Here is a 16,281-nt window from a genome sequence, read left to right as displayed (position 1 = left end):
CGCTGGCAATCTACAATTTTGGATACTTAATTGACGTTTGCCGCCCGTGGTGGTCACGATGGTCAGGTGGTTGTCCCAGCCGCGCTGCGGCGCACCCGAACAAGCGCCGCGGTCGTCGAGTACGTGCAGCGGGAGATCTTCGCGGGCAGTCTCCGGCGCGGTGACCGGATCGACGTCGAACGGATCGGCACGGCGCTCGGGGTGAGCCCCACCCCGGTCCGCGAGGCACTCGTGCTGCTCGAGCGGGACGGGCTGATCGCCACCCGGATGCACCGGGTGGCGATCGTGGCGCACTTCGACGCCGGCACGCTGCGCGCGGACTTCCACGTCCTGGGCGTGCTGAGCGGGGTCGCGGCGGCGCGGGTCGCGAAGGACCGCGACCCGCGGGTGCTCGCCCGGCTCCAGGGCCTCCTCCAGGCGCTGGCCGACAGCGCGTCTGCCGACAGCGCGTCCGCTGGCGGTACGTCTGCCGACAACGCGTCCGCTGGCGGTGCGTCCGCCGACGGACGGGCCGACGCGGCGGTGGCCGGCACCCGGACGAAGGATCTCGTCGCCGAGATCGTCCAGCTGCAGCATGATGCGGGTGCGACCCCACGCCTGCTCGCCGAGCTGCACGGCGTGGGCGGTTTCCTCGCCTGGGCCGCGCGGGAGAGTGACCGGCGCGCACCCGAGGAGGTCGTCGAGGCTCAGCGGCGCGTCGTCGACGCCATCGTCGCCGGTCACTCTCAGGCGGCGGCGCGGGCCCGGCTCGCCGACGCCCGCGCGGCGGCCGAGGAGGTCATCGGCGAGCTGATCCGCCGTGGCGTGCTGCGCGCGGACGGGACGAACGCCGCCGCCTGAGATCGTCGCCGGCAATTCACATCAAGAGCGACAAAACGGGGCGCAGGGTCGTTTGGTAACCCGCAAGAGTGGAGGGTTTCGGCTGTCGGAACGACCGAGATCCTCCACTCTGGCACGAAACTGACGTGAGTCAGGGGTCGGGGCTTGATGGGCCAGGCGCGGCGGCCCCTGCCCGGCGGCGCGGCGACACCCAGCCGCCACCGAGTCCGCGTCCGCGTCCGCGTTTGCTATCGGACAAGATCAAGGGATTTTGGTCGTTACAACGACCAAAATCCCTTGATCTTCCTGGCCTCCAACCCCTCCCACCCCCCATGGTCGCCGAGTAGTAGCTGGTAGTGGTCACATCCCGTCAAAACCCGGCTGGCGCCATCCTGCTGCCCGCTCCCCACTGACCAGACGACCAGATCCTCAACTTTGACCCGGGAAACCGACGCGAGCCGCAGGTCGGGGCTTGATCGCCAGGTGTGGCGGCCCTGTTCCTCCCTGCATCCGTGGAGGCCAGCGCAGCGGCCTGGCGACCCTTGCTTGGCAGCAGCCAAAGTCCGGAGCCCGGGAGCCTGCCGCAGGCTCCCGAGGGGGTCCGCTACCGGATGCGGTCTACCAGATGCGGACCCGGTCGTCCGGGTCGAGCCACAGGCCGTCGCCGGGGGTGGTGCCGAAGACCTCGTGGAACTCGTCGAGGTTGCGCACGATGTTGGCCCGCAGCTCCGGCGGGCTGTGCGGGTCGGTGGCGAGGTACTGGCGCTCGAGCTCGAGGCGGCGCTTGGTGCGCCACACATAGGCCCAGTTCATGAACAGCCGCCGCCGGTCATCCCGGGACGCCTCGCCGCCGGTGGCGATGATGTACGCGGTGTGCGCGATGGTCAGGCCGCCGAGGTCACCGATGTTCTCGCCCACGGTGAGCGCACCGTTCACCTTCTCCCCGGGGAGGTTGCGCGGCTCGAGCGCGTTGTACTGCTCGACCAGCGTCTTGGACTTCACCTCGAAGGCGGCCTTGTCGGCCGGGGTCCACCAGTCGTTGAGGTTGCCGGCGCCGTCGTACTGCGCCCCCTGGTCGTCGAAGCCGTGGCCGACCTCGTGCCCGATGACCGCGCCGATGCCGCCGTAGTTCTCGGCCGGGTGGGCGTCCGGGCTGAAGAACGGCTTCTGCAGGATGCCGGCCGGGAAGCAGATCTCGTTGGTGCCCGGGTTGTAGTAGGCGTTGACCGTCTGCGGGAGCATGAACCACTCGTCCCGGTCGACCGGCGAGCCGATCTTGGCGAGCTCCCGGTCCGTCTCGAACGCGGCGGCGGCCTGCGCGTTGCCGACCAGGTCGTCCCGGCGCACCTGCAGGGCCGAGTAGTCCCGGAACCGGTCGGGGTAGCCGATCTTCGGCCGGAACGTCTCGAGCTTCTCGTAGGCGCGCCGCTTGGTCTCCTCGGTCATCCAGTCCAGCCGGGAGATCGACTCGCGGTAGGCCGCGAGCAGGTTCGAGACAAGGTTGTCCATCTGCGCCTTGGCCTGCGGCGGGAAGTGACGGGCGACGTACTCCCGGCCGACGGCCTCACCGATCGCGGTCTCGACGAACGACACCCCGCGCTTCCAACGCGCCCGCGGCTCGGGCGCGCCGCTGAGGGTGCGGCCGTAGAAGTCGAAGTTCGTCTGGACGAACGGTTCCGACAGGTACGGTGCGGCCGCGCGCAGCACCCGGCTCGCCAGCCACTCGCGCCAGACCTCGACCGGAGTGTCGCTCAGCACGATCGACAGATGCTCGAAGAACGACGGCTGCCGCACGCACGCCTCGGCGAGTGTGGCGTGTGGGCCGGTCAGCTGACCGCCCAGCGCGGTGACGTAGGCGTCCCAGTCGAAGCTGGGGCACAGCGCCGCCAGCTCGGCGGTGGTCATGAGGTTGTAGGTCTTCTGGACGTCGCGGGTCTCGGCCCGCTCCCAGTGGCCCTTCGCGAGCAGGGTCTCCAGGGCGAGGATCCGCTGCGCGGCCTCCTCGTGGTCGGGCAGCTGCGCGAGCTCGAACATGCGGGCCAGGTAGGCGGCGTACTTCTCGCGGATCTCGGCGAACCGGTCGTCGCGGTAGTACGACTCGTCGGGCAGGCCGAGGCCGCCCTGCCGCAGATGGAACAGGTAACGGTCCGAGTTGCGGTCGTCGGTGTCGACATAGGAGCCGAACAGCCCGTTGCCGCCGACCCGCTCGAAGCCGCCGAGGAAGGCGGCGAGGCCCTGGACGTCACGCAGCGCCCCGGCGGCGTCCAGCAGCGGACGTACCGGGTCGAGGCCGAGCGCCTGGACCGCGTCGAAGTCCAGGAAGGAGTTGTAGAGGTCGGCGATCTTCCGCGTCTCCTCGCCCTGGGCGGCGGGGTCCTGGGCGGCGAGGTCGGCGATGATGTCGCGGACCTGCTGCTCGGCAGCGTCGGCGAGCTGTACGAACGGGCCCCAGCTCGAACGGTCCGAAGGGATCTCCGCCTCGACGAGCCATCTGCCGTTCACATGGCCGAAGAGGTCGTCCTGCGGTCGGACGTCGAGGTCCATGCCCTCAAGGGCGTCGTCGAGGATGCTCACAACAACGAAGTCTGGCGCCCAACCCGGGTTCAGGGAAGGAGCCCACGGCGAATCCGTTCTGGGTGAACATCGGTCGGCCGGTCCGCCGGCGGCTCTGGTCAGGGACCCTGATCAGGGGCTGATCGCGCTGCCACACAGATCCGGCTCGACCACCAGGAACCCGTTGCCGGCCGAGTTGGCCTGCACGAAGGAGTAGCACGTGGTCGGCCGGATCGCGTCGGTGCGGAAGCTGATCGGGCTGATCAGGCCGCCGGCGTCGTAGCTGTTCACCGCGCGCAGCCGGCCGATGAAGCCCTGGCGGTTCGGGCAGGCCCCGGCCAGGCGCAGGCCCTCCAGGTAGATGTCGGTGGCGATGTAGGCGAGCACCGAGGCGTCGTTCTCGGGATGGGTGACCTGCGGTGCGTACCGCGTCATCGCGTCGAGGTAGGCCTCGGTCGCCGGGCCGCCGAGCTCCAACGGCCGGTAAACCAGCGGCATGGTGATTCCCGCCGCCTGCGCCCCGAAGTTCTGCAGGAGCTCCCGGCCGTAACCGTTGGTCGAAAGAACCACCTTCGGCGCGCGACTGGCCTGCCGCAGCAGGTTGAGAACGCCGATGAGATTCTCCGGGGAAATGAGGCTGATAATCGTGTCGGCCTTTGCCGAGATGACTCTTTTGGCAACCGTGGTCGGCGTGTCCACGCCCGAGGTGAAGTTGACGATGTCGACCACGCGAACGCCGGCGGCCCTCATGCTGGCCTCGTATTTCTGCCCGGTCTCGGTCATGCCCGCCGACAGTGCGGGCTGCAGGATCACCGCACGGGTACCGCCCTGGGAGCTCACAAAGCGCCCCTGCGTGTCGACGGCGGCGCCGGTCACATAGGTGAACGCGAACATGTTCGGCATCGTCGACCAGACCGGCTCGTTGGCCAGGCCGGTCACGGGAACGCCCCGGCCGGCCAGGTAGGCCGCGCTCGCCGAGGCGGCCACCGACAGCTCGACCAGCCCGAAGACCTGCTGGCGCTCGACGAGCTCGCGGGCACCGAGGTCGTTTCCGGTTGTCGAGCCCTTGTCGTCGCGCCACTGGTAGACGACCTTTCGGCCGTTCACGCCCCCGGCCGCGTTCACCGCGCCGAGGCGGGCCTCGACCCCGGCCAGCGAGTTCGTGAAGCCCTCCGCGGCCGGCCCGGAGTCCGGGACCAGTACGCCGAGACTGATCTGGTCGTCGGTCACACCGGGCGCGGTGCAGCCGACGGCCGCGCTTGCCTCGGGCGACGTGCATCCGGCGAGCAGGCTCGCCGTGCCGAGGATGACCGCGGAGAGTGCAGCGCACAGCGTCCGACGGCGGGAGAGCATCAGGCCCCCTGGCTGGTGGTCTCGAAAGAAAAGTGGGATCGGGTCGTGTCGCCGTACGTCAGGCGCGCCGTAAACCTGGCATCCCGATCACCTGTGAGCTCTCCCCCTGGAGTGGAGTTCGTGGCTGTGATCCATCCACCGAACTCCGCAGGCTAAACACTTTCGCGGCAACAATACCAAGATCGACTGACCTGGTGAGTGCGGGTTGCCGTCGTTGGGAAATGTGTTCTCGCCATGGTTTCGAGCTGTCGGCTTCGTCGACGGAAATTTTCCTTCGATTCACCGTCGAGCCACCTGGCGGAGCTACCCCGGGCCGCCCGGCGGTGGGGGGTGCGCTATCCGCCGGGCCGCGGTATCTCACCGCGGGGCCTCGGGGGGCCGTTACCCGCGGGTGGCTGACTCCAAACCGCCGAGCCGGCGGAGGTGAGTGATCATCGCCGGCTTCGGTGGTGATGTCAATGTCGCTGTCGCGACATTGTCGCCGCCGGGTCGGCGGGGCCGCGGTTCAATGCCGGTTCCAATGGCGGGCTGGCAGCTCGGACGATTGTTCCGGAGCGCGATTCGTTTCACGTCGACCCGGCGCTGTGCCGGCTTCGCCCGCGCTCCTTGGAGTCGGATCTCGTTCGGGGTGGTCAGCCGCGCCCGAAATGTGCGATCATGTGGCAAAGTGTGGAGACGGGGGCGAGCTCTGCGTGCGTAATTACCGATTTCTGGCGGCGAATGAGCAGGCAATTGTCCGGATTAGACTGCACTGGGTGGTTCTTGCTCGGGTGGTACTCGAGACGGTCGCGGTCCTCGTGGGCGTCGTGGCACTCAACATCTACGCGGCGGCCCATGGCAGGGGCGGCGGCATCCTGATCACGCTGCTGTGGTGGGGTGCGCTCGCCGCGGTCCTGCGGTTGCTGTGGCGCATGCTCACCTGGTACTGCACGATCCTGCTGGTCACGAACTCGCGGTTTGTCAAGGTGTCCGGCATCATCTCCCTCAAGGTGCAGAGCATTCCGATGTCGAAGATCACGGACCTCTCCTACACCCTCGATCCCAACGGTCGGGTGCTCGGCTATGGCACGTTCGCCCTGGAGACCGAGGGGGACCACAAGAGCGAGCTGGAGAAGCTTGAGTACGTGCCCCAGCCCGACCAGTTCTACCTGCTGTTCTGCAACAGCATTTTCGGGGGCGCGCCGGAGCCCACCGCGGGGGAGTAGTCGCGGTCGATCAACCACGGCAGGCGTCGGTAGCGGGCTCCGGCGCGTCATTCGGAGCGCGGGTTACTCGGAACGCAGGGCCGTCGCGGTCCTGCTTCCCGCCGCCCACCCGGCAGGTGCCAGCGCTCCCGCGACGGCGATGACGAGGCCGCCGGCGAGCAGGCCGAGCTGTTCCGGCAGGCGCAGGACGTCCAGATAGCGGGCCGGGACGCTGGTGCCGCCGGTGGCACCCATCCTGGGCACGACGAAGTGGTGCAGGGCGATCCCGGTGGGTACGCCGACCAACCCGGCCAGCACCCCGATGCCGGCCACCGAGGTCACGATCACCACCATGGTCTGGCGCGGGGTCATGCCCAGCGCCTTGAGGATGCCGAAGTCCCGCACCCGGCGTCGGACATCCAGCACGACCGTGTCGAGGACGCCGAGCACCGCCACGGCGGCGATCATCAGGGTCAGCATCGTGATCAGCGATCTCATGATGATGATCGTGCTGCCGGGCGCGGGATCGTTCGTCCAGCCCATCGCGCCGGCGGCCTCGAGGTCCGGCCGCAGCCGTGCCAGGTACTGCACGGCGTCCGTGCCGGTCCTGAGATCGACGTCGAACCTGCTCGGAGCCAGGCCGAGCCCGAGGCTCGCGAGCGAGCCCATGTCGGTCCTCAGATCGATGGTGTCGGCATGGAGGTCGAAGAACTCGCCGGCGATCCGCAGTGTGACCGTGCGCCCGCCGCCGTCGAGGGTGACCGTTCCTCCGACCTCGGTGTTCGCCGCGCGCAGGAACCGGGTGTCGACGACGGCCTCGCCGGGTCCGCCGAACCACCTGCCGGAGATCATCGGAAGGCTCGCCCAGGAGGCGTCGCCGTCGTAGGCGGTGACCTGGAGCGGGCCGGCGATCGCCGCCGCGGACAGTTCGGTCTCGGCGGTTCCGTAGAAGCGCTCCGTGCCCGGCGCGGCGGAGATCGCCGCTGCCGCCGCCCGTGGGTCCGGCTCCTGCGCCGGACCGCCGCCGTTGGCCGGGCCTCCGCCGCCGACTGAGCCGCCGACTGAGCCGCCGCCGACCGCCCCGCCGGCCGGGCCCGCCTGGTTCCCCGGCTTCCCGCGGGTCTCGACGGCCGCGACGCCGTCACCCGCGGCCAGCATGCCCCCCATGTCGATCAGGACGTCGCCGCGGCCATCCGCGCCGTTGTCCTCGGTGAGCGTGGTGAGCGTGGCGCCGAGGCTGACGGCGAACGTCGCTCCGACCACACCGAGGCACACCGCGGCCGCGAGCACCGCCGAGCGGGCGGGGTGCGCGAACGGGGCCGCGAGCCCGAGAGCGATCGGGCGGGGCAGCGGAAGCCGGCCGGCCAACCGCTGCGCCAGCCGGCCGCGGCCGGCACGCGGCGCCCGGCCGACCGCGATCGCGTCCATCGCGCGCAGCCGGCCCGCCCGCGCCGAGGCGAGCAGCGCGGCGAGGCCGACGAGGAGGAGGACCCAGCCGGCGACGGCGATGTCGACCCAGGGCGGAATGGTCTGCGCCCCCACCTGGTAGGCCGAAGCCTGCTGGTCGAGGATCGGGACCGCCGCGAGGTTGCCCAGCAGCAGCCCGAGCCCGGTGCCGACCGCGCTCGGTACCAGGGCCTGGCCGACGTAGGCCCGCACGACCTGGACCGGCGTGAAGCCGAGTGCCTTGAGCACTCCGATCCGCCAGGTTGAGGCGCCCACCGCCCCGCTGACCACGATGCCGATGATCAGTGCGGACATCGCGAGCGCCAGCAGCCCGAAGGCGGCCACGAACGGGACGTAGACCGTGGTGTCCGCGAGCGCGCTCCTGCGGACGGGCAGATAGGACTGCGAGCCGGTCATCGTGCCGGCCGGCAGCGCCGCGCTGATCGCGTCCCGCCCGGCCTGGACCTCGGCGTCGGTGGCGGCCGCGGTGAGCCGGTAGAGCATCTGGTATCCCGCCGACTCCGGGGCCTGCGCCAGGGCTGTGAGCTGATCCGGCGTGACCCAGCCGGACGCGCTGTGCGTCATGGATCGGCCCCGGCCGACAACCGTGAGAACCGGAGCGCCCGGCAGATCGGCGAACGTGAGCTTCAGTCCGGTCAACGGCGGCAGCGAGGCACCGGCGTCGAGCACGATCTCACCCGGCCCGGTCGGCCAACGGCCGTCGACCAGGATCACCTTGTCGACCTGGCCGGCCGCGTCCGCCGCGGAGCGGCCGACCAACGTCAGCAGCGGCAGCTGTCCGTCCGGAATGTTCAGGCCGCCGCCGTCGGGCAGGGTGACCGCGGTGGGGCGGGTGGACAGCGTGCGGAACGGCCCGGCCGCGGCCGCGACTCCTGGAAGGGAACGGGTCGCGGCCAGCGTGTCGGTATGGACGGCGCCGCCGTCGAACCGCGCGGTCAGGTGCGCCCCGGCCTGCCGGGCGAACGCGCGGTCGAAGGGCGCCCGGGAAGCGACGAGCAGGCCTGCCGCGAGTACCGACGCGCTCACCGCGGTGACCACGGTCAGCACCATCACCGCGGTCTGCACCCGCCGGCGCGCCACCCCGGAGCGCACCACCCGCCCGACGGCCGCCATCAGGCGCCCACCGCGGCATCGCGCACGATCGCGCCGTCCACCAGCTCGATGACACGGGTCGCGGTCGCCTCGGCGAGCCGGACGTCGTGCGTGACGAGCACGACGGTCAGCCCTTCCCGGTTGAGCTCGGCGAGCAGCGCCGTCACCTCCTCGCCGGCGGCGGTGTCGAGCGCCCCGGTCGGCTCGTCCGCGAGCAGCAGCGCCGGGCGGTTGACCAGCGCGCGGGCGACCGCGACCCGCTGCCGCTGCCCACCGGACAACCGGCCGGGGTAGGCCGCCGCGTACCGGTCTATGCGCAGGTGGCGGAGCAGGCCCACAGCACGTTCCCGGGCCTGCGCGCGGGGCACCCCGCAGAGCTGGGCCGGCAGCAGGACGTTGTCCAGCACGGTGAGGTCGTCGAGCAGGTTGAAGAACTGGAAGACCATGCCGACGCGGCCACGGCGGAACTTCGCCGACGCCGTCTCACTCATCTGGTCGACCCGGCGTCCGTCCACTGTGACGGCGCCCGAACTCGGCCGGTCGAGCCCGGCGATCAGGTTGAGCAGGGTTGACTTGCCGCTGCCCGACGGGCCGAGGACGGCGAGTGCCTCGCCGGGGCTCACCCGCAGCGACAGGCTGGCGAGCGCGGGCGCTCCGGAGTCGTACTTCTTGGTCACCTCCCGCAGCTCGATGACCGGTGGTGCTCCTGCGGCGGGCTCCTCGGTAAGGGGCTCGGTGCTGGTCACGGACGGGGTTCCTCCTCGGTTGCAGAGCCGGCGCTTCGGGCCGCAGGGCGGCCGGGGGCGCCCGCAGTCGCGTCAACGTGGTCGGGCCAACGCGGACGGTAGGCCCGGAGCGCGGCTCGGCACGTCGTCCGCGGGGGCGAGGTCTGGTACCGCTTCCGACTGATCGACCGGCAGGTCATCCTGGGGATGTAGGTCGTCGATGTAGCCAGCTGACCGCTGAGGTTGATGTGCCGGCTGTTCCGCCTTGCGACACTGGTCCGGTGACGCGCCCCAGCCCCGGTGACCGCTGGCGGCGGCTCCGACCCCGCGTCGACGGCCCGGCCGGCGGGCTGTCGGCCTGGGCCTGGGCGGCCGACGTGATCCTGGCGGTGGTGCTCGCGGCGGCGACGATGATCGCGACCTGGCAGTCGTCAGGCGATTTCAGCGTCCGGGTGCCCGTGTCGTCCGGCGTCGGCGAGCACTCGCAGGCACAGGGCCAGCGGAACCCGGTGGAACCGTCTGACCCGGTCGAACAACCAGAACAGCGAGGACAGCCGGAACGGCCAGAGCAGCCGGACCCTCCGGACCCTCCGGACCCTCCGGACCCGCTGGTCCGGAGGGGCTGGCCGGGGATCGCGCCGGTGGGGCCGTTCGAGTACGCCCAGCAGGTACCCGGGCGTGCCCCGGTCTGGCAGCTCGTCCTCGCCGGGCTGAGCGCGTTGCCGCTGCTCGCCCGCAGGTGGCGTCCACTCGCCGCCTACGCGGCGGTGCTCGTCCCGGCGCTGCTGGTCCAGGTGCGTGCCACCGGCGACGACACGACCGTGTTCACCTTCATCTCGGTCCTCATCGCGGCCTACAGCGCGGCGATGTACAGCCCGCACCGACGAGCCGCGGTCGCGTGTGTCCTGGTCGGCGCGGCGGTGGTCGCCGTGCGCCACGAGCACAACGTGCCGGAGATCTCCTCCGCCTACCTGCCGTTCCTGCTGCTGATCCCGATCGGGCTGGCGGCGAACGCCATCCACGGGCAGACGCAGCGGATCCGGCGCCTCGAGGCCGAGCAGGCCACAGCGAGCCGGCGCGCGGTCGACCAGGAGCGGGCCCGGATCGCCCGGGAGCTGCACGACGTGGTCACGCACAACGTCAGCGTGATGGTCATCCAGGCCGGGGCCGCCCGCAAGGTGCTCGACCTCGCCCCCGACCGGGCTCGCGAGGCGCTGCTCTCGGTGGAGGCGGGTGGGCGGGCCGCGATGTCGGAGCTGCGGCACGTGATGGGCCTGCTGACGATGACGATGCCGCTGGCGGAGACGACGGCGGAGACGACCGCGGCGGCGACGGCGGCAGCGGCGATGGCGGAGCCGGTGGATCGGGCCGAGACCGGGCTGGAGCCGCAGCCGGGTCTCGGCCAGCTCGGCGCGCTCGTCGCCCGGGTCGGTGACGCCGGCGTCGCGGTCGAGGTGCGCACCGAAGGGACGCCGTTGGCGCTGTCCACCGGGGCGGACCTGACGGCCTACCGGGTGGTGCAGGAGGCCATGACGAACACCATGAAGCATGCCGCCGGGGCACGCATCCAGGTCCGCCTCGGGTACGAGCCCGACCGGCTCCGGATCGACGTCACCGACTCGGGTGGCATGCCCACCGCGGCGGCGTCCGCCGGCAGCGGTGCGGGACTGCTCGGCCTGCGCGAGCGGCTCGCCGTGTACGGCGGCACGCTGGAGGCCGGGGAGCGGCCCACAGGTGGGTACCGTGTCACCGCCGTCATCCCGGTGCCGGGGCCGATCCCGGTGCCCGCGCCGTGACACCCTCGTCAGGTATGAGGCCGGTGTTTGTCAGGACGGAAGCGGCACCGTGACCGGCGCGGCAGAGGCCGGGGCAGGGGCAGCCGCAGAGGCAGCGTCGCCGCCGCTGCGGGTGGTGATCGTCGACGATCAGGCGCTGGTGCGTGCTGGTTTCGCGATGATCCTGGCCGCCGACGGAATCGAGGTCGTCGCCGAGGCCGCCAACGGCGTCCAGGCGGTGGAGGCGGTGCGCCGGACCTGCCCGGACGTCGTGCTCATGGACATCCGCATGCCGGAGATGGACGGGCTGGAGGCCACCCGGCGCATCCTCGGCAGCGCCACGGTGACCGGCGTGCCTCGGGTGATCATCCTGACGACGTTCGACCTCGACCGGTACGTCTACGCGGCGCTGGCCGCCGGCGCCAGCGGATTCCTGCTCAAGGACGTCAGCCCGGAGCAGCTCGTCGGGGCGGTGCGCCTGGTCCGGCTCGGGGACGCGCTGCTGGCGCCGGCGATCACCCGACGACTCGTCGAACGGTTCGCCCGCGCCGACCGCGGCACCGCCCTGCACCGTGACCTCTCCACCCTGACCCCGCGGGAGCTCGAGGTGCTTCAGCTGCTGGCATCCGGTCTGAGCAACGCGGAGCTCGCGGCGCGACTGAGCCTGAGCGAGGCGACGGTGAAGACCCACGTCGCGCGGATCATGGCCAAGCTCGGGCTTCGGGACCGCGCGCAGGCGGTGGTCGTCGCCTACGAGACCGGGCTGGTCACGCCGGGCGCCGGAGCGGGCGGCGAGCTGGGCTGAGCCGCGGTGCGTTGCGATCAGCGGGCCGCGGCGAGCTGGGATGAGCGGGCCGCGGTGGGTACGGCGTAGCCTCCAACCGTGGCCCTGATCCTTTCGTTTCGGCTGGTAGCCGTGCAGGCGTTGCCCACTCTGGTGCCGGCGGGCGGGTGGCGGTGACCGCGCAGCGGCCCGAGTTCGCGGATCTGCTGTCGCTGGAGACCATCGATCGCGACATCTTCCGTGGCTCATGCCATGACGGCGCACCGATGCGCGCCTTCGGCGGGCAGGTCGCGGCGCAGGCCCAGATCGCCGCGGGCCGGACGGTGGAGCCCGACCGGTGGATGCACTCCCTGCACGGCTATTTCCTGCGGCCGGGGCGCACCGATGCGCCGATCCTGTACCTCGTCGAACGCATCCGGGACGGCCGGTCGTTCTCCACCCGCCGCGTGAGCGCGGTCCAGAACGGCGAGACCATCTTCTCGATGTCGGCGTCGTTCCAACGGCCGCGTGACACCGCCGAGGAGCACCAGCTGAAGGCACCGGACGTCCCGCTGCCGGAGACGCTGCGCCGCTGGTGGGGGCCGATCGACGAGGCCCCCGAGTACCGGCCGTTCCTGCTGATCGACGTCCGCTCGATCCCGAGCGGCGCCGAGGGCGCGGCGCACCGGCCGGCGTTCGATCCCGCGCTCGCGGCTGCCGACGGGATGCCGCGCCAGAACGTCTGGGTACGGGTCGACCAGCCGCTGCCGGACGACCCGCTGCTGCATGCCTGCGCGCTGACCTACCTGTCCGACCTGACCCTGGCGAGCACCGCGAGCCTGCCCTACGGCGCCGGGCCGGGCCGCGTCGACGTGGTCTCCCTCGACCACGCGATGTGGTTCCACCGGCCCTTCCGCGCCGACGACTGGCTGCTGTTCGCGCAGGACAGCCCCAGCGTCGGCGGCGCGCGCGGGCTTTCCCGGGGCACCTTCTTCACCCGGGACGGCCAGCTCGTCGCCTCCGCCATCCAGGAAGCCGGCCTGCTCCGACGCTGACCGGGCGGCCGCTGACCGGGCGGTCGCTGACCAGGCGGCCGGCGTCGGGTGGCCGGCGATCGGGCGGTGGCGGCGGCGCGAGGACCGATCAGCTCACGGAGTGGGCGCGACGGCCTGCTCTGGCGCGGCGGCCTGGTCCTGGTGGATCCACCACTGCAGCGCCGCCGCGGTGCGCAGAACGTCGGGATGGCCGGCGCCGAGGAGCCGGCAGCGGTCGGCCCAGACGTTCTCGCCGATCGTGCGGGCCTCCTGGTAGCGGCCGAGCCGGCCCAGATAGACGGCGAGGTTGAAGGCCGCGGCGAGGGTGTCGGCGTGGTCGGGGCCGAGCGTGCCGCGCCGCAGCCTGAGGGTTTCCTCGCCGAGATCGCGGGCGTGCTCGTGCTCGTCGAGGGCGCTCAGCACGACCGCGAGGTTGAAGGCCGTGGTGAGGGTCCCGGCGTCGGCGGGGCCGAGGACGGCGCGGCGCCGGGCGAAGGTGTCCAGGTAGAGGTCGCGGGCACCGCGCTGGTCGCCGAGCGCGGCGAGGTCGGCGGCGAGGTTGTGGGCCGTGGCGAGGGTGTCGCGATGGTCGGGTCCGAGGACGCGCAGGCGCCGGGCGAGCGTGTCCTCGTCGAGGGTGCGGGCGGCCTCGTGGTCGCCGACGTCGCTCAGCTCGCTGGCGTCGCTGTGTGCCGCGGCGAGGACTTCCGGATGGTCGTCGTGCCGGGTCCGCTGCTGGCTGGTGCGGATGCCGCCGGACTGGCCGGTGCGGATGCCCCCGGGCTGGCCGGTGCGGATGCCCCCGGGCTGGCCGGTGCGGGGGCCGCGGTGCTCGGGGTGCCGTCGCGGCCCGCCGTGCGTGACGATGGTCCGCTGGCCGGCGGTGTCCGTGGCCGATCCGCCGGGGACGCCGGATCCGGCGGTGGCCCGGACGGCGTCGTCGAGGTGCAGGGGGTGCCCGACACGGGTGAGCCAGCCCGGGCCGAAGGCCTCGGCTCCGGCCCGGGCGAGGGCCAGGGAGAACTCGACGGCGCTGGCGTAGCGGTCGGCCGGGGACCTCGCCAGCGTCCGCATGATCACCATGGCGACGGGGGTGGGCACGTCGTCCAGCGGTGGTGGGGGGTCCTTGCGCTTCTGGTAGCGCAGCAGGCCCCACTCCTTTGACCCGTCGTAGGGGGCGCGGCCCGCGAGTGCCTGGTAGAGCACGGTGGCCAGCGCGTACAGGTCGGTCGCCGGGCTCAGCCGGTCGCCGTTGAACTGCTCGGGCGCCATGTACGCCGGGGTGCCGGCGAGCCCGCTGGCCGCGGCGCCCGATCCGTCGAAGAGCTTCGCGATCCCGAAGTCGCCGACCTTCGGCGTTCCGTCCGCGGCGAACAGGATGTTGTCGGGCTTGATGTCGCGGTGCAGCAGGCCCTGGGCCTGGCCGCCCGGACGGTGGATGTAGGCCAGCGCCGCGGCCACCGCCAGGCCGACCGCGCAGACCTGCGTCGGCCCGAAGCCGATCTGTCGTTGGGTCAGCGTGCCACCGGGCAGCAGCTCCATCACCACGAGGCACAGGTCGTCGGTCCGCCTCGCGTCGTGGACCCGCACCACATGAGGATGGTCGAGCTGACCGAGCAGCTTGGCCTCGTCGGTGGTGTTGCCACGCAAGGTCTTGGCCGGCAGCACCTTGACCGCCACCGGCCGGTCCATCTCCCGGTGCTGCGCGGCCAGCACGGCACCGAACGTTCCCGAGCCGAGATGCTCGCCGAGGACGTAGTCCGGCAGCGCTCGGGCGACCTGCTCCCGGTCGTAGATCACCGCACACCACCGTGGCCGTGCCGCCGCCCGGCCCGCCGCGCTGCCCACCGGCCCGTCGGCCACATGATCGTTCCTCCGTCGTCACACTGGCGATCCGCGATCTCCAGCCAGGGATATGCCAGACGTACCACGGGTCCCGGAGGGGAACACCGCCGACTGCGCGGATCACCGAAATCTTCGCAGGCTCTCCTGGTCGTTGTCAGGACGGCGTCCAGCGGACAGATGTCTGCGAACGCGGCCTATTTCGGTGGCGGTGCGGACCGGACGCATCGCGGAGAATATATTCCCGGATTGTGGCCAGTTCTGTGCAGCGCGTGGCACTCGCCGGGGCGGCGGCCAGCCCTGTGGTCTCCCGGTGGAGCCGAGCCGACACACCGATCCGGCTCCGCGGAACCGCCCTTTTCGTCGTCGGCTGGCTGCTCGTCGCCGGAACCACGATGATCTTCGCGGCGTCCGTGCGCGGCGACGCGCTGGCCGACGCCAGGAACCGGGCCGGTGAGGTCGTCATCGAGGCCCAGCTCGTCCGCAGCAAGGTGTCGAGCGCCGACGCGGCCGCGGCCGCATCGGTGTTCGCGCACGTGGCGCAGACGGATCCCGTTCACGACACGCCAGAGGAAAAACGGGCCGCGTACGGCACCGCGGCCGACCGTTCCACGACCAACGGTGACATCACGGCGGCCGCGGCAGGCGTGGTTGAGATGCGGCAGCTCGGTGTCGAGGGCTGCCCCACCAGCGGCCCGTCGGTCAGGGGGGAGTGCGCCGGCACCCTTCTGAAAACGCTGGGCGAGCTGATCCCGCAGTACGTAGGCCTGGTGAACACCGCCCAGGCCTACGTACGGACGGGAAGCTCGACCGCGGAGGCGTATCTCCGCAGGGCCTCCGACCTGGCTCGGCAGGAGATCATCCCGCGGGTCGACAGCCTGATCGGGATCGCGGGGAACGAGGTCGACGCGGACTTCCGCACCGCGACCGACGGCCGTGTCGACCTGCTTCTCGTCGTGTTGGTCGCCGGCGGCGGGACAGTGCTGCTCGGGCTGCAGGTCTATTACTCCCGACGAAGCCGCCGGGTTTTCGAGATCCGGCTGGTAGCCGCGACGGGGTGTGTGCTGGCGGCGGCCAGCCTGTTCGGTGCCAGTGCTCTGCTCCAGGAATCCAGGGCCAGCAGCAGTGTGAACGAAGGGTACGTCCCGATGACGACACTGTCGCAGGCACGGGTCTTCGCCTCGCAGGCCCGCGCCGACGAGAATCTGGCGGTGCTGTCGCTGGGCGTCAACGACGACTCCGAAGACGACTGGAACAACTCGCTCGCCGACCTCGGCGAGGCCATGACCGTCGAGGAGTTGCCGGCGGAGACCGTAAGCCAGATCAGGAGCAATATCGCGCGCTGGCAGCGGAACCATGATGAGGTCACCAGAGCTCTCTCCGGAACCGGCACGGAGTTCCTGAGAGCGGCGCGGCTGACCGTCGGTGAGGGCGCGGCGGCCTTCGCGGATCTCGACAACAGTTTCGAGACCGCGGTCAGCGCCAGCACCGGGAGATTCCAGGCGCATATGGCTGCCGCCAAATCGCCGGTGCCGACGGCCCTGGGCTGGGCCGCCGGCTGCATGCTGTTCCTCGCGGCGATCCTCGTCCACATGGGGATGCGGCACCGCCTCCAGACCTACCGGTTCCAGCGGTGAACACCACCGGCGCTCCAACGCCTGCCCCGGCACCGCC

General features: G+C 71.6%; 11 protein-coding genes. 6 read left to right on the top strand and 5 right to left on the bottom strand.

Going from position 1 to position 16,281, the window contains the following annotated elements; translation table 11 throughout:
• Positions 1-66 precede the first annotated feature (66 nt).
• On the top strand, positions 67-840 hold the full coding sequence (locus tag AWX74_RS18230; RefSeq protein WP_091278172.1) for a GntR family transcriptional regulator: 774 nt from the start codon (positions 67-69) through the stop codon (positions 838-840).
• Between the two features lie 597 nt (positions 841-1,437).
• Here AWX74_RS18230 and AWX74_RS18225 read toward each other — a convergent pair.
• Both AWX74_RS18225 and AWX74_RS18220 read right to left on the bottom strand, forming a co-directional pair.
• A complete protein-coding gene (locus AWX74_RS18225) occupies positions 1,438-3,393 on the bottom strand; it encodes a M13 family metallopeptidase (protein ID WP_091278170.1) in 1,956 nt (651 codons plus the stop codon).
• Between the two features lie 111 nt (positions 3,394-3,504).
• Positions 3,505-4,725, bottom strand: coding sequence for an ABC transporter substrate-binding protein (locus AWX74_RS18220; protein WP_091278168.1), 1,221 nt, complete (start codon positions 4,723-4,725; stop codon positions 3,505-3,507).
• 770 nt (positions 4,726-5,495) lie between these two features.
• On the opposite strand from AWX74_RS18220, the gene AWX74_RS18215 reads away from it, so the two are divergent.
• Positions 5,496-5,930 carry a PH domain-containing protein gene (locus AWX74_RS18215; protein WP_242666298.1) on the top strand — a complete coding sequence of 145 codons (435 nt, stop codon included), beginning with the start codon at positions 5,496-5,498 and terminating at the stop codon, positions 5,928-5,930.
• Between the two features lie 63 nt (positions 5,931-5,993).
• Here the strand turns inward: AWX74_RS18215 and AWX74_RS18210 are convergent, their stop codons facing one another.
• Both AWX74_RS18210 and AWX74_RS18205 read right to left on the bottom strand, forming a co-directional pair.
• The gene (locus AWX74_RS18210; protein WP_091278165.1) at positions 5,994-8,489 is read right to left on the bottom strand and encodes an ABC transporter permease; all 2,496 of its coding nucleotides are present in this window, start codon (positions 8,487-8,489) and stop codon (positions 5,994-5,996) included.
• Complete coding sequence (locus AWX74_RS18205; RefSeq protein WP_091278164.1) at positions 8,489-9,214, bottom strand: ABC transporter ATP-binding protein; 726 nt, start codon at positions 9,212-9,214, stop codon at positions 8,489-8,491. Before AWX74_RS18205 ends, AWX74_RS18210 begins: the two co-directional genes overlap by 1 nt.
• A gap of 260 nt (positions 9,215-9,474) precedes the next feature.
• Here AWX74_RS18205 and AWX74_RS18200 point away from each other — a divergent pair, with 260 nt between their 5' ends.
• From AWX74_RS18200 to AWX74_RS18190, 3 genes are all read left to right on the top strand, one after another.
• On the top strand, positions 9,475-10,989 hold the full coding sequence (locus tag AWX74_RS18200; RefSeq protein WP_242666297.1) for a sensor histidine kinase: 1,515 nt from the start codon (positions 9,475-9,477) through the stop codon (positions 10,987-10,989).
• 49 nt (positions 10,990-11,038) lie between these two features.
• Positions 11,039-11,773, top strand: coding sequence for a response regulator (locus AWX74_RS18195; protein ID WP_278184636.1), 735 nt, complete (start codon positions 11,039-11,041; stop codon positions 11,771-11,773).
• Positions 11,774-11,919: 146 nt separating this feature from the next.
• Positions 11,920-12,786, top strand: coding sequence for an acyl-CoA thioesterase (locus AWX74_RS18190; RefSeq protein WP_397312791.1), 867 nt, complete (start codon positions 11,920-11,922; stop codon positions 12,784-12,786).
• Positions 12,787-12,879: 93 nt separating this feature from the next.
• On the opposite strand, the gene AWX74_RS18185 is transcribed toward AWX74_RS18190, so the two are convergent.
• Positions 12,880-14,628 carry a serine/threonine-protein kinase gene (locus AWX74_RS18185; RefSeq protein ID WP_091278163.1) on the bottom strand — a complete coding sequence of 583 codons (1,749 nt, stop codon included), beginning with the start codon at positions 14,626-14,628 and terminating at the stop codon, positions 12,880-12,882.
• Between the two features lie 230 nt (positions 14,629-14,858).
• Between AWX74_RS18185 and AWX74_RS18180 the strand changes: the two genes are divergently transcribed.
• Positions 14,859-16,244, top strand: coding sequence for a hypothetical protein (locus tag AWX74_RS18180; RefSeq protein ID WP_226931317.1), 1,386 nt, complete (start codon positions 14,859-14,861; stop codon positions 16,242-16,244).
• Positions 16,245-16,281 lie beyond the last annotated feature (37 nt).

It is taken from the genome of Parafrankia irregularis (assembly GCF_001536285.1).
Classification (GTDB): Bacteria; Actinomycetota; Actinomycetes; order Frankiales; family Frankiaceae; genus Parafrankia; species Parafrankia irregularis.
This window is presented reverse-complemented; position numbering and strand designations above follow the sequence as displayed.